This window comes from Streptomyces jeddahensis, from assembly GCF_001642995.1.
Taxonomy (GTDB): domain Bacteria; phylum Actinomycetota; class Actinomycetes; order Streptomycetales; family Streptomycetaceae; genus Streptomyces; species Streptomyces jeddahensis.
On the sequence record NZ_LOHS01000156.1, the window covers coordinates 106,850 to 130,199 of the forward strand.

The 23,350-nt window shown below is 68.8% G+C and carries 17 protein-coding genes and 8 pseudogenes; 12 read left to right on the top strand and 13 right to left on the bottom strand.

The window, feature by feature from the left end:
* Positions 1–301: 301 nt before the first annotated feature.
* Both STSP_RS31675 and STSP_RS31680 read right to left on the bottom strand, forming a co-directional pair.
* Positions 302–1,972 (bottom strand): helix-turn-helix domain-containing protein, encoded by a 1,671-nt coding sequence (locus STSP_RS31675; protein ID WP_232789867.1) that lies wholly within the window; start codon positions 1,970–1,972, stop codon positions 302–304.
* Positions 1,973–2,182: 210 nt separating this feature from the next.
* Positions 2,183–3,178 (bottom strand): RNA repair domain-containing protein, encoded by a 996-nt coding sequence (locus tag STSP_RS31680; RefSeq protein WP_067284450.1) that lies wholly within the window; start codon positions 3,176–3,178, stop codon positions 2,183–2,185.
* Positions 3,179–3,379: 201 nt separating this feature from the next.
* On the opposite strand from STSP_RS31680, the gene STSP_RS31685 reads away from it, so the two are divergent.
* Both STSP_RS31685 and STSP_RS31690 read left to right on the top strand, forming a co-directional pair.
* Positions 3,380–5,509, top strand: a complete 2,130-nt coding sequence (locus tag STSP_RS31685; RefSeq protein ID WP_067284451.1) for a hypothetical protein — start codon at positions 3,380–3,382, stop codon at positions 5,507–5,509.
* Between the two features lie 231 nt (positions 5,510–5,740).
* Positions 5,741–6,091, top strand: a complete 351-nt coding sequence (locus STSP_RS31690; protein ID WP_067284452.1) for a hypothetical protein — start codon at positions 5,741–5,743, stop codon at positions 6,089–6,091.
* Between the two features lie 454 nt (positions 6,092–6,545).
* Here STSP_RS31690 and STSP_RS31695 read toward each other — a convergent pair whose 3' ends face one another.
* On the bottom strand, positions 6,546–7,232 hold the full coding sequence (locus STSP_RS31695; RefSeq protein ID WP_067284453.1) for an NAD(P)H oxidoreductase: 687 nt from the start codon (positions 7,230–7,232) through the stop codon (positions 6,546–6,548).
* A gap of 113 nt (positions 7,233–7,345) precedes the next feature.
* On the opposite strand from STSP_RS31695, the gene STSP_RS31700 reads away from it, so the two are divergent.
* The 5 genes and pseudogenes from STSP_RS31700 to STSP_RS38825 form a co-directional block, all read left to right on the top strand.
* Positions 7,346–8,302 carry an AraC family transcriptional regulator gene (locus STSP_RS31700; protein WP_456300512.1) on the top strand — a complete coding sequence of 319 codons (957 nt, stop codon included), beginning with the start codon at positions 7,346–7,348 and terminating at the stop codon, positions 8,300–8,302.
* A gap of 73 nt (positions 8,303–8,375) precedes the next feature.
* Positions 8,376–9,103, top strand: a pseudogene (locus tag STSP_RS31705) (transposase); the annotation flags it as partial.
* Positions 9,100–9,489, top strand: coding sequence for a hypothetical protein (locus STSP_RS31710; protein WP_067284455.1), 390 nt, complete (start codon positions 9,100–9,102; stop codon positions 9,487–9,489). The pseudogene STSP_RS31705 and the gene STSP_RS31710, both read left to right, overlap by 4 nt.
* 144 nt (positions 9,490–9,633) lie before the next feature.
* Positions 9,634–10,377 (top strand): annotated as a pseudogene (locus STSP_RS31715) (phosphotransferase family protein); the annotation flags it as partial.
* Positions 10,366–10,936, top strand: a pseudogene (locus tag STSP_RS38825) (IS5 family transposase); the annotation flags it as partial. The pseudogenes STSP_RS31715 and STSP_RS38825, both read left to right, overlap by 12 nt.
* 64 nt (positions 10,937–11,000) lie before the next feature.
* Here STSP_RS38825 and STSP_RS31725 read toward each other — a convergent pair.
* From STSP_RS31725 to STSP_RS41055, 4 genes and pseudogenes are all read right to left on the bottom strand, one after another.
* Positions 11,001–11,741 carry a class I SAM-dependent methyltransferase gene (locus STSP_RS31725; protein ID WP_067284457.1) on the bottom strand — a complete coding sequence of 247 codons (741 nt, stop codon included), beginning with the start codon at positions 11,739–11,741 and terminating at the stop codon, positions 11,001–11,003.
* A gap of 934 nt (positions 11,742–12,675) precedes the next feature.
* Positions 12,676–12,867, bottom strand: a pseudogene (locus STSP_RS31730) (site-specific integrase); the annotation flags it as partial.
* A 682-nt stretch (positions 12,868–13,549) separates the two neighbouring features.
* Positions 13,550–14,383, bottom strand: a complete 834-nt coding sequence (locus STSP_RS31735) for a PIG-L family deacetylase (protein ID WP_067284459.1) — start codon at positions 14,381–14,383, stop codon at positions 13,550–13,552.
* A gap of 322 nt (positions 14,384–14,705) precedes the next feature.
* Positions 14,706–14,939 (bottom strand): annotated as a pseudogene (locus STSP_RS41055) (DIP1984 family protein); the annotation flags it as partial.
* A 220-nt stretch (positions 14,940–15,159) separates the two neighbouring features.
* Between STSP_RS41055 and STSP_RS31745 the strand changes: the two are divergent.
* The 4 genes and pseudogenes from STSP_RS31745 (at position 15,160) to STSP_RS31755 (ending at position 16,903) form a co-directional block, all read left to right on the top strand.
* Positions 15,160–15,651 carry a DUF2975 domain-containing protein gene (locus STSP_RS31745; RefSeq protein ID WP_067284461.1) on the top strand — a complete coding sequence of 164 codons (492 nt, stop codon included), beginning with the start codon at positions 15,160–15,162 and terminating at the stop codon, positions 15,649–15,651.
* The gene (locus STSP_RS31750) at positions 15,651–15,872 is read left to right on the top strand and encodes a helix-turn-helix domain-containing protein (protein ID WP_067284462.1); all 222 of its coding nucleotides are present in this window, start codon (positions 15,651–15,653) and stop codon (positions 15,870–15,872) included. The genes STSP_RS31745 and STSP_RS31750 overlap by 1 nt, the downstream gene beginning before the upstream one ends.
* Before the next feature lie 111 nt (positions 15,873–15,983).
* Positions 15,984–16,052 (top strand): annotated as a pseudogene (locus tag STSP_RS40590) (hypothetical protein); the annotation flags it as partial.
* 41 nt (positions 16,053–16,093) lie between these two features.
* Positions 16,094–16,903, top strand: coding sequence for an ISAs1 family transposase (locus STSP_RS31755; RefSeq protein ID WP_067284463.1), 810 nt, complete (start codon positions 16,094–16,096; stop codon positions 16,901–16,903).
* Here STSP_RS31755 and STSP_RS31760 read toward each other — a convergent pair.
* The 3 genes from STSP_RS31760 to STSP_RS31770 form a co-directional block, all read right to left on the bottom strand.
* Positions 16,812–17,228 (bottom strand): YeeE/YedE thiosulfate transporter family protein, encoded by a 417-nt coding sequence (locus STSP_RS31760; protein WP_067284464.1) that lies wholly within the window; start codon positions 17,226–17,228, stop codon positions 16,812–16,814. The genes STSP_RS31755 and STSP_RS31760 overlap by 92 nt on opposite strands.
* Positions 17,228–17,881, bottom strand: a complete 654-nt coding sequence (locus tag STSP_RS31765; protein ID WP_067284465.1) for a YeeE/YedE family protein — start codon at positions 17,879–17,881, stop codon at positions 17,228–17,230. Before STSP_RS31765 ends, STSP_RS31760 begins: the two co-directional genes overlap by 1 nt.
* A 1,496-nt stretch (positions 17,882–19,377) precedes the next feature.
* The gene (locus tag STSP_RS31770) at positions 19,378–19,587 is read right to left on the bottom strand and encodes a hypothetical protein (RefSeq protein WP_067284466.1); all 210 of its coding nucleotides are present in this window, start codon (positions 19,585–19,587) and stop codon (positions 19,378–19,380) included.
* Between the two features lie 492 nt (positions 19,588–20,079).
* Here STSP_RS31770 and STSP_RS41450 point away from each other — a divergent pair.
* Positions 20,080–20,256, top strand: a pseudogene (locus STSP_RS41450) (transposase); the annotation flags it as partial.
* Between the two features lie 209 nt (positions 20,257–20,465).
* Here STSP_RS41450 and STSP_RS37785 read toward each other — a convergent pair.
* From STSP_RS37785 to STSP_RS31780, 3 genes and pseudogenes are all read right to left on the bottom strand, one after another.
* A pseudogene (locus STSP_RS37785) lies at positions 20,466–20,666 on the bottom strand (SpoIIE family protein phosphatase); the annotation flags it as partial.
* A gap of 135 nt (positions 20,667–20,801) precedes the next feature.
* Positions 20,802–22,289 (bottom strand): SulP family inorganic anion transporter, encoded by a 1,488-nt coding sequence (locus tag STSP_RS31775; RefSeq protein WP_067284529.1) that lies wholly within the window; start codon positions 22,287–22,289, stop codon positions 20,802–20,804.
* A 14-nt stretch (positions 22,290–22,303) separates the two neighbouring features.
* Positions 22,304–22,885, bottom strand: coding sequence for a carbonic anhydrase (locus tag STSP_RS31780; protein WP_067284530.1), 582 nt, complete (start codon positions 22,883–22,885; stop codon positions 22,304–22,306).
* Between the last annotated feature and the right edge of the window lie 465 nt (positions 22,886–23,350).

A 23,350-nucleotide genomic window follows, 5' to 3' on the forward strand; every position in this document is an offset into this window, starting at 1 on the left:
CGAGGCGGGACTCCGGCGCCGGTGGTGTGGCGGATACCCCACGTCTGCGCTGCGTTCCTCCTCCTCGTGAGAGGTGAGCTGCATCACTTCGGATCGGGGATTTGAGCAGCCTATGTGGAGGGGTGGGGCGGCGTGCTTGTCGAGCGTGACGAAGTTCAGCCCTGAACGCTGTGCAGCTGACCAACCCTCATATCGGGCATATGGGTTGAATCGGTCGCGGGTCGGTCCGGTTGTTGCCGGAAAAGGACAGGACTGCCGCCAGAGGGAAGGGCACTGCCGCACCGCGCGGACTGACGCCGTATCAGATGGCGGGCGGCAGCCGCAGCTGGAGCATGGCCAGCAGCCGCTGGTCAGGACGGCTCAGGTCGAGACCGGTCAACTGCTCGGCCCGGCGGATCCGGTAGCGCAGCGTGTTCGGGTGCACGTGCAGCTGGGCGGCGGCGGCCCGCACGTCGCCGAAGGCGTCCAGGTAGGCGAGGACGGACTCGGCCAGCTGCCCCTGGTGCCGACTGTCGTGCGCGACCAGCGCTGTCAGTCGTGAGTCCCGTATGTCGGGGTGGGCGGAGAGCAGGGCCACCAGTTCACTTACCAGCACCTCCGCCTCGATGTCGGCAAGCGCCGCGACCGTGGTCCCGGCGGCGCCGGCGCTCGCCAGGGCGTCGAGGATGCGGTCCGCCTCGCGACGCGACTCGGGTACGTGGGCGAGCCCGGGCACGATGCAGCCGACCGAGCCCCGCAGCGACAGGCCCAGGTGGCGGTGCGCGGCGTCGGCGATCTCCTGCCCCCAGCTCCGCAGGGTGCCGACGTCGACGCCGGGCGGCAACTGCGGCAGGAGCACGTAGATCCGGGGATCGATCTGGGTGACCAGGGCGCTGCGGTGATGTGCGGCGGTGTGCACCGAGATCAGGTTGGTGACCTCGGTGCGGGTCAGCTCCGGCGTGGTGACGTCGGCCGCCTCGTACGAAAAGCCCAGGACGGCGGTGGGGCGTGAGGCGTCCAGTCCCAAGTGGGTGGCGAGCGGCTGCGGTCTGGTGCTGCCCTCCAGGAGGCCGGCCAACAGGGTCCACGTAAGCGTCAGGTCCGGGGAGAGCTCCCGGCGGCGGCGTACCAGGTGGAGCGCGGCGACCCGCGCCGCGCCCAGCAGCGCCTGTTCCGAGCGCTCGGTCAGGGGCGCTGCGCCCTCCTGCACCCAGATGGTGCCCAGTTGCCGGTTCCCGGAGCGGATGGCCACCGCGAGGCGGCGGCGGATGCCCAGCTCGGCGTGGCTGTCGATGCGGATCACCTCGTCTGAGGCGTGCAGGTGCTGGAAGACACCCCATTCGCGCAGCTTCGCGAGATATGCCTCGGGTCCCTGCCAGCCCAGGATGGAGAGCCGCCGCAGGTCGTCGACCTCGTCGGAGTCCGTGGAGCGCGAGTAGGCCAGCACCCGGTGGGCGGTGTCCTCGATGCTGACGATGCCGCCGGTGAGTACGGCGGTGGTCTGGGCCAGCGCGAAGAGGTCGCCCTCCTCGACCCCCTCGCCAGGGTGAGCCGGCGGCGCGTTGTCGAGGGCAGCGCGGGCCAGGGCGTCCACCTGCTCCCAGCGCGCTTCACTGCGTACGGAGAGCAGGGCGACCCCTGCCTCGGCGGCGGTCTCGCTGAGGGCGGCGGCCTGGCCGGGCGAGTCCAGCTTGACCGCGACGGCGGCGGCTCCGTCCCGCCCACCGGCACGCAGCGCCGGGAACGCGGCGCGGCCGCGTGCGCCTATGGCGAGGACCAGCTCGCCCGGACGTGCGACCGGGGGGTCCTCGGGATCGAGCAGGGCGACACTGCGGATCACGATGTCCAGCCCGGCGGGGGCTGTCTGCAGCTCGACCAGGGGCTCACCCAGGGACATCAGCAGCTGGCGCAGGCTGATGCCGGTGCCGGTGCCGGTGCCGGCACCGGTGTCGGTGCCGGTGCCGGGCTGGCGGTCCGCGGCAGCTGGATCCATGATCGGTGCCTTTGCTGGGGCTGGTGGGGTCTGCTGGGTCTAGTGGCCTGGGCTCGAGATGGGCTCGGCCGACAGCGCGAGGGCACGGACAGCGTACGGCGAAAGGCAAGGCCGGTTCGTCCTGCGGATGATCTTCGAACCCGAATCCAGCAGGGGCCGCACGGCAAGGGACGGGGTGCTCGCGCTCTCCCTCCCAGGCGATCGCATGCCTCACCTGTCGGTGATTCCGGAGAGCCAGCCCGCGTCCTCCGGGCCCGGCTCATCAGGGCCGGGCTCAGGGAGGCGGCGCACCTCCCCCGTGCCCAGAGCGACCGTGACCCGCGGCCGCATCTGTCCGTCGCCCCTGCGTGAGAGGAGGACGAGCTCCCAGATCGTCACCGTCATGGCGTCGAGCCGGGTGGCGCAGTCGGCGGTGACCCGCTGCGGTTCCTGGGTCCGGCCCAGCGACAAGTGAGGGGTGAAACTCTTACCGCGCCCACGGCAGCGCGGAAACCGCTGCTGCAGTGCGCGGTACAGGCCCGCCCACGCCGCCGCCCCGGACGCCGCCGGGTCGAGCCACACCGTGAAGTACGCCCGGTGCCGGAAGGTGCGCACCCCGTCCAGCCGGGCGGTGAACACCGGCGTCTCGGCCGCTGCCGCGGCGACCAGCGGGACCGCCCGCTCGAAGTCGGACTCCGGCACGAAGCCGAAGAGCAGATTGACGTGGGGCGGCCAGCGGTGGATCTGGGGATCGTAGTCCTGGCGGACGTCCTGGATCGGCGCCCACAGCTCGGAAGGCGGGATCCAGGCCACAGCCGTACGGGGGGTCGGGTATACGTCGAGGGCGGCGGGGTCGAGGACGGTGGTGGGCTCGCTCTTCCCGCCGAAGCGCGGGTCACGGCTCAGGTCGGTGTCCACACCGTATTGGTCACCGTATTGGTTGGACGCGTACCAGCCCTCCGCGGCCCGGAGCCGGCGCGAGCCCCGCACCCGGCCCGCGCTCGACGCGTCGATGCGGTCCATACCCGTGGCCCGGTCCCAGACCACCTCGCCGTCCGCCTCGATGAACACCACCCGGTGCCATGGAATGTCGCCCCCGGGTACGAAGGAGGTCAGCGCGATGCGCTTGGGGGCGGCGCCGCGCTGGCTGATGCCCAGCACGAACCGGGCCGGGTCGAACCGCGGGTCCCAGCGGACCCGGTGAAAGATCTCGTCGCTGGTCCGCATCACGCCTCCTCTCCCGCGCTCACACCTTCTCTGCCCCCTCTTCCAGGGTGCCGCCCCCGTCTTCCAGGGTGTCGCCCCCGTCTTCCAGGGTGTCGCCCCCGTCAGTTCTCTTCTGGTCCCGGTGTGCCCGCCACGGCCGGTAGCGTGGGCAGGGCAGCGGAGACAGAGCCCGGCGAAAGGCCAGTGCGGGAAACCATGCGGATGATCTTCAATCCCGCGGAGGAGCACGAGTACGAGGCGGCCTGCGGTCTGCTTCTCCACCGGTTCGACGGGTGGGCCGTGGAGAACGGGATCGACGCCGATCCGTTCGTCGCCGAGGCCGCGCTGGAATACCGCCACCTCGGTACGCCGGACGGCAGGCTGGGACTGTGGGACCAGCGGCACATCGAGGAGTTTCTGCTCGACTGGGCTCCGCGGACGGTGACCGTCCTTCCCGACGAGGAGCCCGCCGACGCGCCCGGCACGCTGCGTGCCCTGCTGCGCTACCTCCACGCCGTCCAGCTCGCGGATCCCCGAGGAGCGTCCCTGTCCGAGGCGCTGGCGGCCGTCGACGGGGCGGCGCCCCGCTACGCGGAGGCGATGGCCGACCGCAGCCGCTGGGGCCTGGCGAAGTTCTGGATCACGACCGCGGCGGAGCAGGGTGCCGACGTCCAGGACGAGCCGGCGTTGCAGGACTTCGTGGGGCGGGCACAGTCTGGCGAGGTGCCCTACGACCCCGACGTACTGCAGGCCATCGTGGATCGGCAGATGCGAAGCTCCGGGCCCGTACGGTCCGAGCCGCAGCTCCCGGTCGCGCTCCCGGGCGACGACGTCCTACGGGAACAGGCCGACCGGTCACCGATCGTGCGGCAGCTTCGCGCCCTGGCCGAGTGGGCGGGGCGCGACGGCCGGACGCTCACCGGTTCCGGCAGACTGCGTCTGTCCGACGCCAGGGAACTCGTAGAGCGCCTGGACACCGGAGACAGCACCGACTCGATCCGCACGTCCGCGGACCTGCCGCGCCTCGACCTCCTCGTGGAGTGGGCGAAGAAGGCCAGGCTGATACGAGTCGCCAAGGGGAGGCTGTACGCGGTGGCGAAGGCGCAGCCCATATTGAACGACCCTCTTGAACTGTGGCGGCGGGCGTTCGAGGCGTTCGGCGAGCTGCGCAGCCCCGTGAGGGGCGGGCGCCGCGACAGGTACGGAGCTTCCGTGCTGTTCGACGAGTACGCCGCGTATGACCTGTACGACGTCATCCTGCCCGACGTACTGGCAACCCTTTACAGCCTGCCGTACCCCATGCCCTGGCCGGGGCTGCGGGAGACCGTGCGTCTCGCCTACCGCTCGAGTTCCCTGCCAGGAGTCCTCGCCAGGGACTCCGCGGATTCCGTCGGACGGGAACAGTCCGACGCCGACAGCGATCTCCGCAGGCTGCTGGGAGCTCTGGAGGAACTCGGGGCGATCGAGTGCCACCAGGGAATGGCAGAACCTGTCTTCGGGGAGCTGGCGCTGAGCGAGGACCAGGACGAGGCCGAGGTGTGGGCCGGAATGTCGGCCGAGGACTTCGATGACGTCGATGACGACCTCCTGGATGACCCCCTCTCGGTTGACGATCTGTTGGATGACGAGGCCACCCGGCGGAGCCGGAGACTGAAGTCCGAACTGAGCGCGGGCCCTGTCGAGTTGATCCGCCTCACCGACCTCGGAACGGACTCCGTGCACCGCCGGCTGCTGGCCGAGGGCCGGGACGCCCCCTTGATCGGCGAGCTTGCCCAGGCCCCGCCGGCCGGCCTCCTGGGCGTTCTCGCCGACCACTACGACCCGGAGTCCGCCCGGACGGAGCTCACCGCATGGATCGCAGCCAACGGCGGCCACCCCGCGGCGCTGGAGCAACTCGTCCACGCGGTGCGGGCCATGCCGTTCCGCACCCGCGCCGAGGCCATGCTGGACGTCCTCGCCTCATCGCTCGACGACGGGGAACTCCTGCTGCGCAGCCTGCGCTCGGACCCGTCGATCGCTCCCACCACGCTGAGCCTCCTTGCCCGCCGGGAGATCCTCACCCCCGAGGACCTGACGGAACCGGAAAGCCTGCTCATGGTCGCCGAAAGCCTGTTGCAGCTCTATGAGGCGACCGGCGCCGACGGGTTGGGGGAGATGCTGCACCACGAGGGGCGCGACGCCGAAGAGGCCCTCCGAGCAGCCCTGGCCTCCGGCCACCCGGACCAGCATGGCCTCGCGGACCTGCAGGCCATCGCCGACCGTATGCCCCGGGAACGGAAGTCCCACATCGGCCGCCTCCGGCAGCGCGGCCACCGAGGGAACGGCAGACGGGGCGGCAAGGGGCGCCGCTGAGGATCAGCGCTGCGGACGGTACGTCGAGCATGCGGATATGGGGGAGGACTGACGGCGGCCGGAGTGCGGGGGCGAACGGCTTCCCTGGCGCGCCGGGTACGGCCACGATCCCCCCGGCGCGCTCGGTGACGGCTGGCGGGACGGGCCACGTTCGGAGCTGTCCGGCCGCGAGCAGCCGCCCAAGGGGCGGCGCCCCACGCGCTGCCTAGACCACAGCAGTCTCGTGAACATGTGCCTCTCCTGCTGGAAACCACTCTCGACGATGGAGTCGGCATCGGAGTCAGCTCCTTCGCGTCCGGCGGCACCGCCCACGCGGTCGTGACCACGGGCCAGCAGCACATCGCGGACGCCCCCGACTCGCCTGCCCTGGAAGACCTCCGCGCTCTTTTCCACCACCACCAGTGGCGCAACGGCGGATCTCCGCGCACCCACGAACTCCACGGCCACCTGCACCGCGACGGAGACGTCTGGAACGCCCGTGTCTTCGACGATAGCCCTCAGACCGTTGCCCCTCCGAACGACGACGGCCGCCGCAGGCGCTGCGCGAAGGCGCCAGCGCGGCACTTCACTCTCGTCAGGTGAACTCAGCCGTCCAACCCTGCCTCCCGCTTGCGCCGCAGGAGCACGTGGTCGTTGAAGAGATGCCGGCTCCGTCGAGCAATGCGCAGCTTCGCGCCCGGGTCCTCCAGCAGCCTGACCGTCCCTCGCAGCGCCACGACCCCGCCGCAAGTCGCGTAGCCGGAATGCGGCGACCCGAGCGTGCCGGGGCCGCTCGGAGCTGATGCGCTCCAGCAGCCAGTCGGCGGGCAGTTCCTTCGCCGACGGCAGCAGCGCGACGGCCGTCTCGCGTACGACCGTAAGGGCCGGGTCGTCGAGCAGCTGCCGCAGCCATTCCGCGTCTGCGAGGTCCAGTGCCCGCAGTGCACGGTCCGCGCCAAGGCCGCGTACTTCTTAACCTGCTTCGGCTTGTCGGCAAACAGCTCGGTTGGCTCACACCCGGCGGCCGCGTCGATTGTCTCGACCAGCCTGGCACCGGTCACCTTGCGGCCGCCACCAGTTCCGCCGTAAGGAACCCTTCCACGGCCTTCCGCGCGCGGCGGTCGAACTCGGCATACTGCGCCTCGCGCTCGGCTCCCGCAACCGCGTCGCCGACCAGCAGATTGCCCTCGGCATCGATGCGCTGCGGGCGCTCCTCGGCGTCGGGGAGCAGGGCAACGGAGGAGTAGGAGAATCCGCAGTAATAGGCGATGCCCTCGCTCAGGTTGGTCTCCAGCACGGCCTGCATTCCCTCTGTGATGGGGTCGTCGGAGGTAGCGCCGGCCAGGCCCAGCCACAGCATGCGCTTGCCCGCTAGGCGGGGCTTGCTGCGGCCGTAGGCGAATCCGTAGTTCCACACGCGATCGATCCAGCCCTTGAGGAGGGCGGGCACGCTCTGCCAGTACACGGGGAACACGGCGACGACGACGTCGGCGTCGAGAACACGCTGCATATGGGCCTGGACTTCGTCCGAGTACGGCTTCTCCCGGTTGCCCCAGTCCGGCTGGTCCGCCACGTTCATCCGCGGGTCGAACCCTTCGGCGTGCAGGTCGAGCAGGTCGACGCGGTATCCGGCGGTCTCGAGTCGCGCGGCGGTACGGCGGGCAGTGTGCGCGGTGAGAGAATCGGCCCGATGGTGCGCGATGACCACAAGGGCGGTCCTGGCAGCGCTGCTGCGGTGCGACACGGTTTCTCCTGGCTGGTCTCGGTCAGTTCGACCAGTCCAGTACACCCGTGATCAATTAGATGATCCATGGGAGAAACGCTCCGCTGCATAGGAGTTCGTCTACGATGGCATCCGTGGATCCTTTGAGTGCGCTGCTCAGTGGCATCCGGGCCGAGGGCTCGGTCGTCAGCCACGCCGTGCTGGAAGCGCCCTGGACCATTCGCTTCGCCGACGGGGCCCCGCTCACGATGGTCAGCGTGCTGCGGGGCGGTGGCATCCTGCTGCTGCCCGACGGCGCCGAACAAGCGGTCGGCGTCGGCGACACGGCCATCGTGCGCAGCCCCGACACATTTCACCTCGTGGACCAGCCGGCCACCCTCGACCGTCCACACGTCGAGTACGAAATCGCGTGCTTCGCAGCGGATGCCGAATGCACTGCCCAAGACCTCGGCGGCATCCGCTGGGGCAACGAACCGGACGGAGCAACCGCACTGATCGTGGGCGCCTACCGCGCCTCGGGCCATCGCCATGAACGACTGCTCCGCGCGTTGCCGCCCGTACTCGTGATCAACGAGGGCACAGAGGTCTGCGCCTGGCTGGAGACGGCCGCCGCTGACGCCGCCCTGCGCTCGGCCGGCTCCCAGGCTCTGATGGACCGACTGCTGGACTGGGCCCTGGTGTGCACGCTGCGTAGCTGGTTCGACCGGGCGGGCTCGGAAGCCCCCGACTGGTACCGCGGCCTGGCCGACCCGATCCTCGCCCCCGCCCTCGAAGCCTTCCACGCCCGGCCCTCCAAGGGATGGACGGTAGAGGCGCTCGCCACCGAATCCGGTGTCTCCCGAGCGCTGTTCGCCAAACGCTTCACCGAGGTGATGGGTCGCCCGCCGCTGGCCTACCTCACCGAATGCCGTATGGACGAGGCCGAGGCACTCCTGTCCGACACCGACTCCTCCATCGCTCAGATCGCCAAGTCTGTCGGCTACGCCGATGCCTTCGGCTTCAGCGCCGCCTTCAAACGCCATCGGGGCGTGAGCCCCAGCGCCTTCCGCGCCGCAACAGCCCCGTTACGTTCCTTCCCTCTCGGTTCATGATCGCTCGTTCGTGGTACTGGTCGTCGTACGGCCCAACTGATCGGCATATTGAGATGCGAGGCATGGAGCAAGCCCCTACCCGAGCGACTTATCTGACGAGCAGTGGGCGTGATCGAGCCGATGATCACGTCGTGGAAGCGGGTCCTCCCGGCCTGGTCGGCGGTGTTCTACTACTTCACTCTGTGGCGCGAGGACGGACTTGACCAGCGGATCCAGGAACTCCTGCGCTGCCAGGTGCGGGAGAAGGCCCGCCGATTAGAGGACCCGTCCCTCGTGGTCATCGACACCCAGTGCGTGCGCGCGGCCGCGGGTGTGCCGAAGAGCACGACGGGGCTGGACGCGAACAAGAGGACGCCAGGCCGCAAGCGGGGACTGGCCGTCGACGTCATGGGACTGATTATCGGTGTGGTCGTCCTGGCCGCATCCGCCCACGACAACACCGCTGGCAGTGCCCTGCTCGAGCAAGCGGCCGAACGGTGCGGGTACCGACTGGAGAAGGCCCTGGTGGACCAGGGGTTCAAGGACGAGGTCATCATCCATGGTGCGATGCAGGACATCACCGTCGAGGTCGTCCGCCGCAACCGGGCCGGCCAGGACACCGGCTTCGTCCCGCACCCGGAAAGGTGGGTGGTTGAGCAGGTCAACGGCACCTTAATGCTGCACAGGCGCCTGGCCCGCGAGTACGACCACCGACCCGACAGCGCCGCCTCACGCGTCTACTGGGCCTCCACCGCGAACATGGCCCGCCGCCTCACCACGCCCGCACCTACCTGGCGCGATGACCTCCAGGTGACTGCGTGAACGTCATCGAACTCCTGGCGGACCTCCAGGCCCGCCACGACGAGGCCACCACTCGGGCCGGCGAACTGCGCGACCAGATCGAGCATCTGACTGCCGCCCTGGCCGAGACCGAGGCGCGTCTGGCCGAACTCACCACGACCCGGAAGGTCATCGCGGAACTCGCACCGACCCGGGCCGAACCCGAGCCGACTGCCGCTTACCAGGCCATCTTAAACGCCTTCAACCAGCACCCCGATCAGACATTCAGGGTCCGTGACCTGCATGAACTCCTCGGCATGCCCACCGACGACCCAGCCATGAACGTCACCCGCAGTCGCCTCGGGCGCCTCACCCGCCAGGGCTTCCCCACCCAACCCGGACGGGGCCTCTACCAGAAACGGACTTAGGACTCCTAACAGAAGTGGTGGGCTTGACCTGGTCAGAGTCTGTGTCGTTCACGAGGCCGCTGGGTAGCGGGACGCGGTCAGCCGCGTAATCGCACGCGATAAACCCGGCGACGTCGGCGAACGTCCCCGGGATACTGGTCGCCCATGGATGAGGTCAAAGTCGTCGTCGCCCATTCCGAGCGCGCGACTCTGCGCGTCGGCGACGTGTTCCTGAAGGTGGACGCCGATCAGGCGCGCATCGACGTCGAGGTCGAGACGATGTCTCTCGCGCCGGTCCCGACCCCGGAGGTCCTGTGGCGCAAGCCGCCCGTGCTCGCGATCGCCGCACTCCCGGGGACGACGCTTGGGCGCCTCGGCGGGCCGTCGACCGGGTCGCCGGCGGCGTGGGCCGCGGCGGGCGCCGCCATCCGGAAGCTGCACGAAGCGCCCCTGCCGCCCCGGCCGGGCCGGGCCGGCCGGAGCATCGTCGCGCTGGCGGCGGAACTCGACGACGAGTGCGAGTTGCTCGTGACGAACGGCGTCCTGCCCGCCGACCTGGTCACCCGCAACCGCCAGGTCGCCGAGGCCGCGCTCCGGCCGTGGACTCCGGCGTTCACGCACGGCGACCTGCAGATCGCGCATGTCTTCGTCGACGGCGACGAGGTCACCGGCATCATCGACTGGTCCGAGGCGGGCCAGGGTGATGCCCTGTACGACCTCGCCACCTTCACGCTCGGACACGAGGAGCACCTCGACGACGTCATCGCCGGCTATGGCATCGACATCGACCTCGACGTGATCCACGCGTGGTGGTCGTTGCGAAGCCTGCTGGCAGTTCGCTGGCTGATCGAGCACGGCTTCGACCCGTTCGCGCCGGGCTGTGAGGTCGACGTGCTGAGATCCCGGATGCATGCGGCGGGAGCGCGCAGGAGACCTCCGCGGGTGCCGGGAAAAGAAGCACGCCCCGGCACCACCGCCCAGACGAGGGACTCGGACGCTCCCGGGGCGGCCTGACCTGCAAGATCCACCTGGCCGGTGAGGCGGACGCCGTCCGCTGGCGCTGCTGATCACGCCGGGCCAGTGGGGCGACGCCCCGCAGCTCATCCCGGTCATGGAACGCATCCGTGTCCACCGCCCGGGTGGCGGGCATCCGCGCACCCGGCCCGACCACCTGGGCGGCGATAAGGCGTATTCCTCCCGGCGCAACCGCCGCTACCTGCGACGTCGCCAGATCAAGCACACCATTCCCGAGCCCCGAGATCAGCGGGCCCGCCGCAAAAGACGCGGCAGCAGGGGCGGACGGCCCGCCGGCTTCGACAAGACGATCTACAAACGCAGGAACGAAGTGGAGCGGACGATCAACGCGTTGAAGAACTTCCGGGCCGTGGCCACATGCTTCGACAGACGCGCCTACGTCTTCCACGGGGCCGTCACCCTCGCCTCGATCCGGCTCTGGCTCCGCCCATGATCAGCCGGACAGGCCCTAGGCCTGCCCGGCGAGGGGATGCCTTCACGTCTCGGCGCGTCGGAACTTACGGTTTGTGGGTTACCCAGAGCAGTTCCGCCGGCCAGCGGTGTGCCCAGTCGGGTGGGTCGGTTTCGTTGTAGCCGTTGGGCGTTCCGAGTTCGGGCCGCGGCTCGATGAGGTCGTCGATGATGAGACCCGCGCCGCGCAGGACCTTGACCCAGTCGCCGTAGGTGAGCTGATAGCTGGTCGCGCCGTCGTCTTCGGCGATGGTGTTCAGCCCGAAGTAGTCCTGCTGCAGCGTCGTGGTCACGCGGCTGGCGGCTTCGTCGTAGCAAACTTCGAACCATGGGCTGGCGACGTTGAACACCAGGCGCCCGCCTCGGCCCAAGACGCGTGCGGCCTGCGGGACGGCCAGGTGCGGGGGCGCCCAGCTGAGCCCACCGAAGTCGCAGAACACCAGGTCGAAGCTGTCGGCGGCGAAGGGGAGTTGTTCGGCGGCGCCTTGCACTAGCGGGTAGCGGGCCGCTCCCATCGCGCGGGCCGCTGCGGCGAGTTGGGCTTCGGACAGGTCGAGCCCGACCACGGTGGCGCCCTCGGCGGCGAGCGCCCTGGACCACTGGCCGGCGCCGCAGCCGAGTTCGAGGACGCGCTTGCCGGTGACGTCGCCCAGGGCGTGCAGGTGCGCGTCGGGGATGGAGTACATGCCCCACAGCCGGGGTGTGGCGCCGATTTGCGGGTCGTGCTCGTGCTGGTAGGCGCTGCTGATCTGGTTCCAAAGCCGCCGGTTGGCGGGGATGCTGTCCACGTGCCGACTCCAGCACTGCCTGCCGGGGGCGGTCAACACGATTAGGGCACTGGCCGGCCCTCGCCTCGGTCCGGCCCTGGCTCGGCCCATGATCCGCCGGACGAGCCCTAGTGCGGAGGACAAGGTGAGGGCGTTCAGGACCGTCTGGCGCGAGTGGCCCGCCTCGACGCCGTAGGCGGAAGGGGCGCAACGCTGAATGGCGGTTGGGTGATGAGCGAGTACACGGAAGGCGGAGACCCAACTGGGCGTTGCTCAGATGAATCCCGGTGGGGGTCATCACGGCCCCGGCGCCTATTGGAGGGTTGTAGGCCCTGAAGGGGACCTGGGAGGGATCATCCGGTGACCGGTGAAAATGCTAGCGGACTTTCGCCAGTGGAGTCTGGCCGTGTTGGGCCTGCTCGGCGCTACATCGGACCGTCAAGCGGCGTACTTGCAGGAATCGGGCGTAGGGGCGGATGAGCTTCTGCTCCAATTCGATGATGTGCTGCATGTGGCTCGCGCCAGGGCGGCCGATGGTTCACTCGCACAAGAGGACTTTCTCCTGCTTCTGGAAGTCAATGGACATCGACGGACCAGCAAACCTCGCCTGACCTGTGAAAGCGCAGGTAGGGAGGGGGTCGGCCGGCACACGTACTGTGTGCTGGCGGGCCTACGCCGGTTCTCGTTCACAACAGCAACTGCTCTCTCGGTCTGGACTGGGCTTCGCAGTCGGGTGCACGGATTGATCCGTCGGATAAGCAAGGGGAATACGCGACGGCATTGATGGCGGCGCTGATGGAGGTTTCCCGGGAGATGATCGAAGCAAAATAGGCAACAGCGAATCCGAAGCCCCGTCCTGGCGGGGCTTCGGCATGGGTAACGGCAGTAGTTGACGGCAACGTCAACGGACGAGGGCGGTGCAGGGCGGCGGTGCGGTTCGTCGCCGTCACTGTTGGCTGTCTCGGTGGTCGTGGAAGCGGAAGCGGCGGAGGTGGGCCTTGCGGAGGAGCGTGGTGAGGGCGCGGGTGAGGTTGGTCGGGTCGATCGGTCTGCCCTGCCCAGTGGTGAACCCGTGCCCGCTGTGCCGCCACGCGGTGCCTGCGGCCTCGCATTCGCGCTGTTGCTGTTCGTGGTGGTGCTTCACCGCCCACGTCACCGGTGGCAAGCTGGAGATCTCCGGACGAGTCCACCGAGCTTCGTGCCAGCGCGTGACCGTGTATCAGTTCCGCGGCATCTCTTCAGGGCCGGCGTCAGCAGCCATCCGCTCCGCCCACTCGCGCTGGGTCACGGCATGTTCTATGCGGCTGACGATGTCCTTCTTGATGATGGCGGAGGCGACTGACGGCGGTCGCGAGCTCGGAGTCTCACAACGGCGGTATAAGCGCCACCGTTGTGCCATCGCGGCTGAGACTGTGCCACGAAATCTGGGACCCCCCATGGCCTGTAGGGTCTCGCGGTTGGTGTCGGAGACCACCCTCGTGACCTGCTGCTTCTTCCGTTGCCTCACGGCTTGTCGGACATCGGAGCCTCAGCTTCGTGTCGCTTCCTCGGCGGTCTGTCTTGATCGGAGCAGACCGCCGGGCCGTGACCTGGGCTGTCGCGCACCTTCCGAGTCAGCAGCCCGCAGGGTCTCCCACCTTTGCGGCTGCCAGGTGGTTTGGGGACGAGCGCGGTGTCGGGTCGGAAGTGCGGGCACGCGTTGACGCCGCCGGCGAGGGTCTGGACGTGGGCTGCCGGAGCGGAACTCGTGTGGACAAGCCTCCGGGTGTGTGACCCGCTCGATAGCGCCGTGTGGTCGATGCGCTTTCCCGGCCGTTCGGACGGGCGGATCAGCGCAGTCCGGCGAAGAGATCGTTCTCGGGTATGGTCGCGCCGGTGGCGTCCTGGACACGTACGAAGGTCTCCATGCCCATCAACTCGCCGAACCTCTCCTTGCCCATCTTGAGGAAGAAGATGTTCTCGCCCTGACTGGCGTGCGCCGCCAACGCGTCGAACTTCTGACCGCTGAACCCGGTCGTGTCCACCCATGTGGTGATCTCATCGTCGGGGAGGCCGATCTCGGCCATCGCGGCGGCCTCGGCAGGATCCGGCTCCGGCATGTCCTCATGAAACTCGCGCATGATCTCGCCGAACCGCTGCATCATCGAGCGGGGCATCGTGGTCCAGTACACCTTCGGTGCCAGCGCGGTCATCTCCAGCGCCGCCATCGTGATGCGGTGGGCCTGGATGTGGTCGGGGTGGCCGTAGAAGCCGTTCTCGTCGTAGGTGACGACCACATCAGGTCGGTAGTGCCGCATGAGTTCCGCGAGTCGGGCCGCGCCTTCCTGCACGGGGGTCTGCCAGAAGGATCCGGGGGCGTCGTTGCTCGGCCAGCCCATCATCCCGGAGTCGGCATAGTCCAGCGTCTCCAGATCGCTGACCTTCAGGACGTCACAGCTCGCTTCGAGTTCTTGACGCCGCATCAAGGCGACCGCCGCCGGATCGTGGCTGGGATCGCCCGGCTTGACACCTCCTGGTCCGTCACCGCAACCGCCGTCGGTACACGTCACGAGAACCGTGCGGATGCCTTCCGCGGCATACCGCGCAAGGATCCCTCCGGTTCCGGTGGCCTCGTCGTCGGGGTGGGCGTGTACTGCCATGAGCGTCAAGGGCCGGTCAGTCATGAAACAGTCCTCCTGCAGAAATACGTCTTGGTCCGGGTGTGCGGCGGGCGTACCGCGATCCTGGGGGCCCGGATCCTGGTGGGGCGGACGACCTTGTGGTCTCCGTGTTCCCGCCCATGCGGCGCCGATCCCTCGGTCGATGCAACCGTGCCGCCGGACCGGCTGTTCCCGGCGCGGCCGCTTGGCCTTCCAGGCGTCGGCGTTCAACGCGAAATGAGGTACAGGCGCGAGCTGCATTGTCCTGTCGCAGTGCGTCTGGCGTGTGGTGGACTGCTGACCTGCGCGGCTGCCAGGTCGTTTGAGACCGTCGTGGCCAGCGTTCTCAAACGACCTGGCTTCGCGGAAGTCTCGTTCGCGATAGATGCAGGGGCGCCGCCAAAATCGCCAGCTGGATCCGCACATCGACCTCGCGGATCTCCCGGGCGAGTGCATCCGCCTGACCACGCAGTTCCGCGACCGGAAGCGCGGAAAGCATCATCAGCTCGGACCGAAGCTGCCGGCCGTATCCCCTCTCGCCCTTACCCGCCGCCGCGTCCGCCGCCGCGGTGACCGGTGACCACAGAGTCAAGGCTTCGGCGTAGTCGGATGGCGTCCGGTTTGTGGCCTAGCGAGGCCAACTTCGACGAGATCAAGAACCTTCGCGTGCACGCCATGCCATGGGAGGGGGCGGCGGTGTTCCGCCATGGCGCGAGACCGCCGTCCACCTCCGTACCGGCCCTTGCTTCACTTATCGAAAGTCGATAGATTCCCATCGCAAATCGATGGGAGGATGGATCATGGGAAAGCTGACAGTGGGTGCGCTGCGCGCCGTGCTCGTGGTGATCCTCGCCGGCACCGTGTTCGTACAGGCCGGGATGGTGTGGGCGTTGGTCACCGGGAGCGATCCGGAGGACGGGTCGCTTCCGCTGACCCCGCTGCGCGTGATCACGATCCTGGGCATGGTGTCGGTCCAGGTCGCCGTGGTCTGCGTATGGCGGCTGGTGTCGATGGTGCGACGCGGAACCGTGTTCTCCCATGCCGCCTTCCGGTACGTGGACATCGTGATCGGCGCGACCGTCGCGGCTGCCCTCGCGTGGTTCGCGGTCACGGCCCTCAATGCGCCGGGCCAGCGGGACGACCCGGGCGTCACGGTCATCATGGGCGGGGTCGGCGTGGCCATCCTGGGAGTCGCGCTCATCGTGCTCGTGCTGCGGATGCTGCTCGCCCAGGCCGTCGCGCGCGACGTCGAAGCGGCGCAGATGCAGGCCGAGTTGGACGAGGTGATCTGATGCCGATCGTCGTCGACATCGACGTGATGCTGGCCAGGCGGAAGATGTCCGTGGGCGACCTCGCGGACCGCGTAGGGATCACGCCCGCCAACCTGGCGGTACTCAAGAACGGCCGCGCCAAGGCGGTGCGCTTCGCGACGCTCGCCGCGCTCTGCGAGGTGCTCAAGTGCCAGCCAGGCGACCTGCTGCGCTGGGAGGCCGAGGACACCGCGGGCGAATGAACCGTGCCTACCGACGCGTCATCGCCGATCCCGCTTGCCTTTGACCAACTCCGCGAGCATCCCGGGGCCGTACCCGAGGAGATCCCGGGGCTGCTGGAGCGACTGGCCGAGGTGCCCGACCCTCGTGATCCGCGCGGCGTACGGCACGCTCTGGTCGTCGTGCTTGCGCTGACCGCGTGTGCGGTTCTGGCCGGAGCGACCTCCCTGCTGGCGGTGGGTGAGTGGATCACGACGCCCCGCCGTCCGTCCTGGAGCGCCTTGGCGTACGGCCCGATCCGCTGTCCCCGAAGCGGTGCCTGCCCGCGGAGGCGACGGTGCGGCGGCTGCTTGGCCGCATCGACGGCGACGCGCTGGACCGGGCGGTGGGCCGCTGGCTGGCCGACCGGCGCGCTGGGGCCGACGGTCAGCTGCACGCAGTGGCGGTCGACGGCAAGACCCTGCGCGGAGCCGCCAGGGCCACGGGCCGCAAGATTCATCTGCTCGCCGCCTGCGACCACCTCTCCGGTTTGGTCCTGGCCCAACTCGACGTTGGCGAGAAGACCAACGAGATCACCTGCTTCCAGCCTCTGCTGGAGAGCCTCGCCGACCTGGCGGGCGTGGTCGTGACCAGCGACGCCATGCACACCCAGCGTGAGCACGCCAGCTACCTGCTCGGCTGGGGCGCGCACTACGTCGTGATCGCGAAAGGGAACCAGAAGAAGCTCCACAAGCAGCTCAAATCCCTTCCCTGGAAACAGATCCCGCTGCAGGGCCGCACCCGCGACACCGGCCACGGCCGCGGCGAGACGAGGGCTCGACCGCCCAGCGGCGCTCCCTCGACCAGGCAGCCCGCCCAGGCCAGCGGCGACAACGCGGCCGTCCGCGAGTACATGCAGGGCGGGGGAGATCGCCAAAAAGGAGAGCTCCTGTTTGGTGGCCGTGTCGGTGGGGCGCCCTTGGTTATAGCCCGCAGGAGCCGCGGTCGAGGTGGAAGTACCGGGCGTTGGCCCAGCGGCACAGCCGGATACCGACGACGACGCCGGCGACGGTGACCAAGGCGGGCAGGTACCCGCTGGCGACCTGGATGATCGGGATTGCCGGGCACCCACCTGAGATCGCCCAGCCCGTACCGAACAACACCGCCCCGGGGATCACGCCGACGTGGATGCGCCCGGGGTTGCGGCGGACCCGCAGCAGAGCGAACACGCAGACGATGATCACGACGGCGCCGGCGAAGGCGAGAAGCATGCGCAGATCCTGGAAGGTGAACATGCGGTTCAGTTCGGCGTAGTCGCCGAACCCGATGTTGGTGACGGTGTAGCCAAGGGCCAGTCCGGTGATGATGTTGGTCAGCAGAACTGCGCCCCGGGTACGCATCAGATCACCTTCCACAGCAGGAACGACACCGCGACGGCGGTACCGAAGAACACGGCGGTCGCGACGATGCTGACCGGGCGTAGCCGGCCGCAGCCGCTGAGTCCGTGGCCGGAGCTGCACCCGCCGGCCAGTCGCGTGCCAAAGCCGACCAGTACACCTCCCACGAACAACAGGGCGATCATGACGGTCGGGTTGGCGGTGACCAGGTTCCGAAAACCCGGGCCCATATCGAAGCGGAGCTGGAACCGCCCGGAAGTGACCGCGGCGATCCATCCGCCGATGAAAATCGACACCAGCAGGGCAGCCTGGGTGACGACCGGGACCGGGCGCAGGCTCGTGACCGAGGGGCTCTCACCCGCCGTCTCCTCGACGTCCGGGCGCGGCTGTGTCTCCCCATACGGAACCTGCTGCGCGGTGGGTGCGCCCGGTTCCGTTCCGAAGTGCTCGGCGGTGGCTGCGGCGAGCGCGTCGGCGAGAGCCTGATCGTCGGTGAACTGCTCCTCCAGCCGCTCGAGGTGGCGTTCGCTGCGCCAGTGCAACACGCGATCCCACGCCGACGACACCCCGAAAGATCGATCGGTGGCGAGGGTGTAGGCGATGGTGATGAGAGCGAGCCCGATAGCGCCTGCCCACCAGGGCCAGTAGGTACTCATGCGGGGCCCTTCATCCATTCGACGAGCCGCGCCCACCAGCCGCGCTTCGAGCTGGGCGCGTGCCGTCTGTGTGGAGCGGGGTGATCTGGTGGCTGGCTCACGTGTGTGGGTGGTGACGGTTGGTGATGCCAGGCCGGTGGCGGGGGTGCCGTTTCAAACTGGGCTGTGCTCTCCGGTGCCGCGGTTCCAGGTCCATACGGCTCTGGTGGTCGGGCCGGGGCCGGTTGGGACCAAGACGCGGTCTCTGATGACCAGGGATGGGGCTGTGACGGCGGGGCCTGCGGGGGTGTCTGCCTTGGGTTGGCAGCGTCGGACCGGTTCTCGTCGGCCTCGCCTCTGAGGTGGTGCGCGTGGTGTCCGTTGGGCAGCAGGCTGATGGGCACGCGCTCACCTCTGAGTGAAACCTGGTAGCGGGCACACTCGCGCCACCGATCCTCGCTGTCGCAGTAGTAGTCGCGCCATCCCTGCAAGCTCGCCCTAAGTAGGGGGAAAAGGGGACATTCTACGGCGTGCGAGCAACCCACGTTGCTCCCTTCTGGCCGGCGCACACCGCCGGTCCGGGGTAGGCGGTTGCCGTTCTCGGTTCTCGTCCTTTGTTGCGCCGGGGCGACGATCTCCAAGTGTTGGCGATTACGGGCATGGCTCTATGTGGTGACTGACCGTCACCGCGTCGGCGCGATGCAATCATCATTCGGGCGTCGCAAGCAACATGGGAAGGCTTTTCCCATCGAAGTACAGGACGGTTGGCAGCACTTAGCGAGATGCGGGCGATGGATGTGACTGTCCACCCCCAATGTCTGGACATTTGCCAACCGACAGCAAACCTATCGATGGTGGCTCGATCTCTCGGTGGCAGCCTCAATTGGTGCGAGTCAGTTGATTGCGGAGACGTGTGAACTCCGCCGGGCGCCAGGTACAGGGCGTGAGTAATCGCAGTTCGTACCCGAGCGTTCTGTCCGATGCCCGTTGGGAGTTGATCGAGCCGATGATTCCGCCTGGCGGGCCGAGGTCGTTGACGCGGCATGAACATTGGCCGCCCACCCCGGCACGACCGGGCACCATCAGGGATGCGATCTGTATGCAGACGGGACTGGTGTGCTGTGGCGCTACCTGCCGCGCGACTTCCCGCCCTAGGGATGTTTACGGCTACTCCGCCAAATGCCAGAAGGATGGCGTGCTCGAGCAGCTCAGCGGCCTGCTGTGCAGCCTCTTACTTCAACAGGAAGGGTGCGACACGCAGCCGTCGGCCCATGTGATCGATGCCCAGAGCTGAAGACCTTCACCAGCGTGCCCGCCCCCGGCCAGGGCGCGGACGCGTCGAAGAAGACATCGTCGGCCAGAAGCGGAGCATCGCCATCGACACGCTCGGACTGCTGCGGGACGTGCTGGTCACCGTCGCCAACATGCCGCACTCCGTGGCGGCACCCGCCGCGCGCTTGCGCGCGGTAGGTGCCCTTGGGGGACAGTGCCCCCTGCCCCGGCGTTCGGGCCTCCAATCAGAGGGAGACGCTGACGCTGGCGTGGTTGTACTGGCCAGCGGCGCTCAGGACCTCGTTCTTGGCGGCGTCGACCTGGGCCAGGACGGCCGAGTCGCTGACCGCGGCGGGGCCGGCGACGACGCTGGCGTGCGGGCTCAGGCCGCCGGAGATGTTGTCGAGTTCAGCGTCGGAGATCTCAAGGGTCTCAAACTGGTGAGCGGAGTTCATGATGAAACTTCCCTTCGTATGGATGATCCACAAGGGGGGGGCGGCCCCGCTGGGGACAGGTAGCGGGCCTCAACCGCGGGCGTGCGGCACCCGTTTCCGGAAACCTTCGTGCGACCCCGCGGTGCGAAGGATCAAAGCACGGAGCTCCTCCGGGTATCCAACCAACCATCGCTCCCACCACGGCAGTTCAACGTAAGGGCGACTCATTGGTGCAAGCCTGCACACGACTTGGGGGTGACTTCTCCACATGCCACACGGCGCCGGGACGTGACCGGTATTGCCACCGCGATTCCTAACAGGACACTCCGGATCAACAGGCATTATGGGGCGAGCCCTTGTGTAGATCCATCACACACCTTGCCGTGGTTGTGCATGCGGTGTGCAGATTTCACTGGAGGCAGACTGCCGCTCCACTTTGGGAACTGACCGCTTTCGATCGGTAGCGGTTCGTATGCGCCATGCCGGTCCGGGCGCCCGGAATCTCCGCGAGCGGGGCACCGCCAGATCCTCGGACTGATGGTCGGCGACAGCGAGTCCAAGCCGTTCGGGACCAAGTTCCTGCGCTCACTGCGGTCCCGTGGCCTGAAGAACGCCCAGCACCACGGGGCAGCCGCTGCCGCTACGCGTCGAGGCCGGGACGGTGTGGCAGCTGTCCGACAGCGGCAGCATGGACGCTTTGGGCTCCTCCGCGCAGCTCGCCGAACTGCGCCAGCGCATCGACCACATGCTGGATCGGCTCGCCGCCAACACCCGCCTGACCACCGCGGGGCTGGGCAGCCTCGACCCTGCTTCGGTGCCGTCCGGGTATGCGCTGCAGCTGGCCCCCGGCCCGCTGGACTCCCTGGTGGGGGCGATGCGTCTGGCCCGCGCCCACAAGTACCGGCCTGGGGGCGGGGGACATGGTGCTCGCGGGTGCCGCGTGGCGGATCGGTGGCCTGGTCCAGCAACTCGCAGCTCCCGTCGGAGTGGAGCAGGACGGGCGGCGGGTGCCCGGCGCGGCTGTAGATGGTCAGCCTGTTGCGGGGGTCGATGAGTACCTTGACCGCGGTTGAGGCCGTCGAGCCTTCCAGGGACCAGGCAACTGGAGCAGCCGATTACGGGCACTAGCGCGTCGCCTACGACGAGCGCGATCGGCCTCGCCGGCATGGGCGGGTATGCCGGGCGGTACGCGCCGTGGTTCGCGTACCGCCCGGCCGTCGGGCCATCGGGCGGCGTCAGGCGCCCGATGCGACCTCCGCGGGTTCGGCGCCAGCCGTGACCTTCACGGGCTCGGTGCCCGGGGCACTGTGCTGCGCGGCCCAGTTCTGCAGGGCTGTGCGGCAGGCGTGGTCGAGGTGGTGCAGTCCGGACAGGTCGAGCTCGACCGGGCGGTCCTGGGGCAGCGCCTCCAGGCTGTCGAGGATCTTCGGCAGCCGCAGGAAGGTCGCGTTGCCCGAAAGGTATGCCTGGACGGGCCCGGCGCCCTTGTCGATGACCTCCAGCTTGAGGTGCGAGGCCTCCCAGGCGGTCTTGGCGATCGACAGCGCCAGACCGATGAGCACGCCCTCGAACATGTTGACCGCGACGATCGCCACGGCCGTGACCACCAGGATCAGTGCCTCGCCCTTGTGCTCCCGCCACAGCGGGGCGATCTGGCGGAACGGGATGAGCTTCCAGCCCGCGTGCACGAGGATGCCGGCCAGGGCGGGGATCGGGATCAGCGCCAGCGCGGACGGCAGCGCGGCGGCGAACAACAGCAGCCAGACGCCGTGCAGCACGCGGGAGGCCTTGGTCTTCGCGCCGGCGTTGACGTTGGCGGAGCTGCGCACGATGACCGCGGTCATCGGCAGCGCGCCGAGCAGACCGCACACGGTGTTGCCCGTGCCCTGGGCGAGCATCTCCTTGTTGTACTGGGTGCGCGGACCATCGTGCAGCCGGTCCACGGCCGCGGCGCTGAACAGGCTCTCCGCCGAGGCGATCAGCGCGAAGGCGATGATCGTGCCCCAGATGGCCGGGTTGGCCAGCTCACCGAGGGCCTCGGATCCGGGCGGCTGGATGACGCCGAGCAGGCCCTCCACCTTCACGGTGGCGACCGGCAGGCTCAAGGCGAGTGTGGCGACCGTGGCCAGCATCACCGCCGCGAGGGCGCCGGGTACGGCCTGCACCTGCTTCGGCAGCTTCTTCCACAGCACGATGACGGCGATGGTGCCCGCGCCGATCGCGAGCGAGGCCAGGGCCTTGGTGTTGCTCAAGGCGTCGATGAACGCTCCTGGGAGCCCCATGATCTTGCCGATGCCAGTTTCCGGGGCCTTCAGGCCCGCGGCCGCGTAGATCTGGCCGGCGATGATCACCAGACCGATGCCGCAGAGCATGCCCTCGACGACGGAGACTGAGATGGCCCTGAACCAGCGGCCCACCTTGAGGAAACCCATGGCGAGCTGGAGCAGTCCGGCGATGAGCACGATCACGCCGAGCGTGCCCACCCCGAACTCGCTGACGGCCTCGAAGACCAGCACGGTCAGGCCCGCGGCCGGACCCGACACCTGCAGGCTGCTGCCGGGCATGAGCCCGGTGACGAGGCCGCCCACGATGCCGGTGATCAGGCCCAGCTCCGCGGGGACGCCGGAGGCGACCGCCACGCCGACGCACAGCGGCACGGCGACCAGGAAGACGACGATGGAGGCGAGGAAGTCCTGCCTCAGGTAAGGGAACTTCGACAGCATGGTCATCAGTTCCCTCAGAGCGTCTCGAACGAGTCGTTCTCCGCGCGGTGTTCCCGCACGGTTCCGGTGTGGATCTCGTAGTACCAGCCGTGCAGCTGGAGTTCACCCGACTCAATGCGCTTCTCGATGCACGGGTAGGAGCGCAGCCGCAATAGCTGGGTGAGGACGTGGTTCTGCACGGCCTCGGCGACCGTCGGGTCGGTGGGGTCGGAGCACTTGGGCTCGTCCGCCGCGTGCGCGAGCCAGTCGCGTACGGCGGGGACGGCGGTCAGGTCGTCGTGGCGCACCACCGCTCCGACCGCGCCGCAGTGGGAGTGGCCGCACACCACGATGTGCTTGACGCCGAGCACCTGCACTGCGTACTCGATGGTGGCCGCCTCTCCCGTGGGGGTGCCGGAGCCGTATGGCGGGACGATGTTGCCCGCGGTGCGCAGCTCGAAGAGCTCGCCGGGCCGGGCGCCGGTGATCAGGGCCGGAACGACCCGGGAGTCGGAGCAGGTGATGAACAGGACCTCGGGGGACTGACCCTCGGCGAGGCGAGCGAACTCCTCAGGGCGCTGTCCGAACGTGCGGGCGTTGTCGATGAGGGGTTGCATGTGTGGTGATTCCTCCTGGCGCGCCGTGGGGGCGCGTCGGGCTGACAGGACAGAGAGGTGGGGGGTCTGCTCTGCTGCTGCTCTGCAGCGGAACGCCTGTGGTGCGGCCGGCGAGTGGGCTGACGTCCATCTCGACGCGCGGTGGTGCGCGACACGGGGCATGGCCGGATCCGACACGGTGGAGACGGAGGGCCTCATGATCGGGTCGGGAGCCCCGGGCGCCGAGTGGGCGGTGCGGTGCCGGTCGCGGGTGCGCAGGGGACCGGTCGGGTCCCCGAGGGCACCGGAGCCCGCATAGGTAGCGGGCTCGTCGCGCGATGCCTTCCCGGAGGGCTTGATTCCGGCAAGGGCCTTGGCCATGGCGTGACACACCGTATGTGCGGATGCGAACGACGCCACGGATGCGAAGAACTGGAGGATGCGCAGGACGGCGCCGAGAAGCTGAGCACGGTCCGGGCCGTCGTA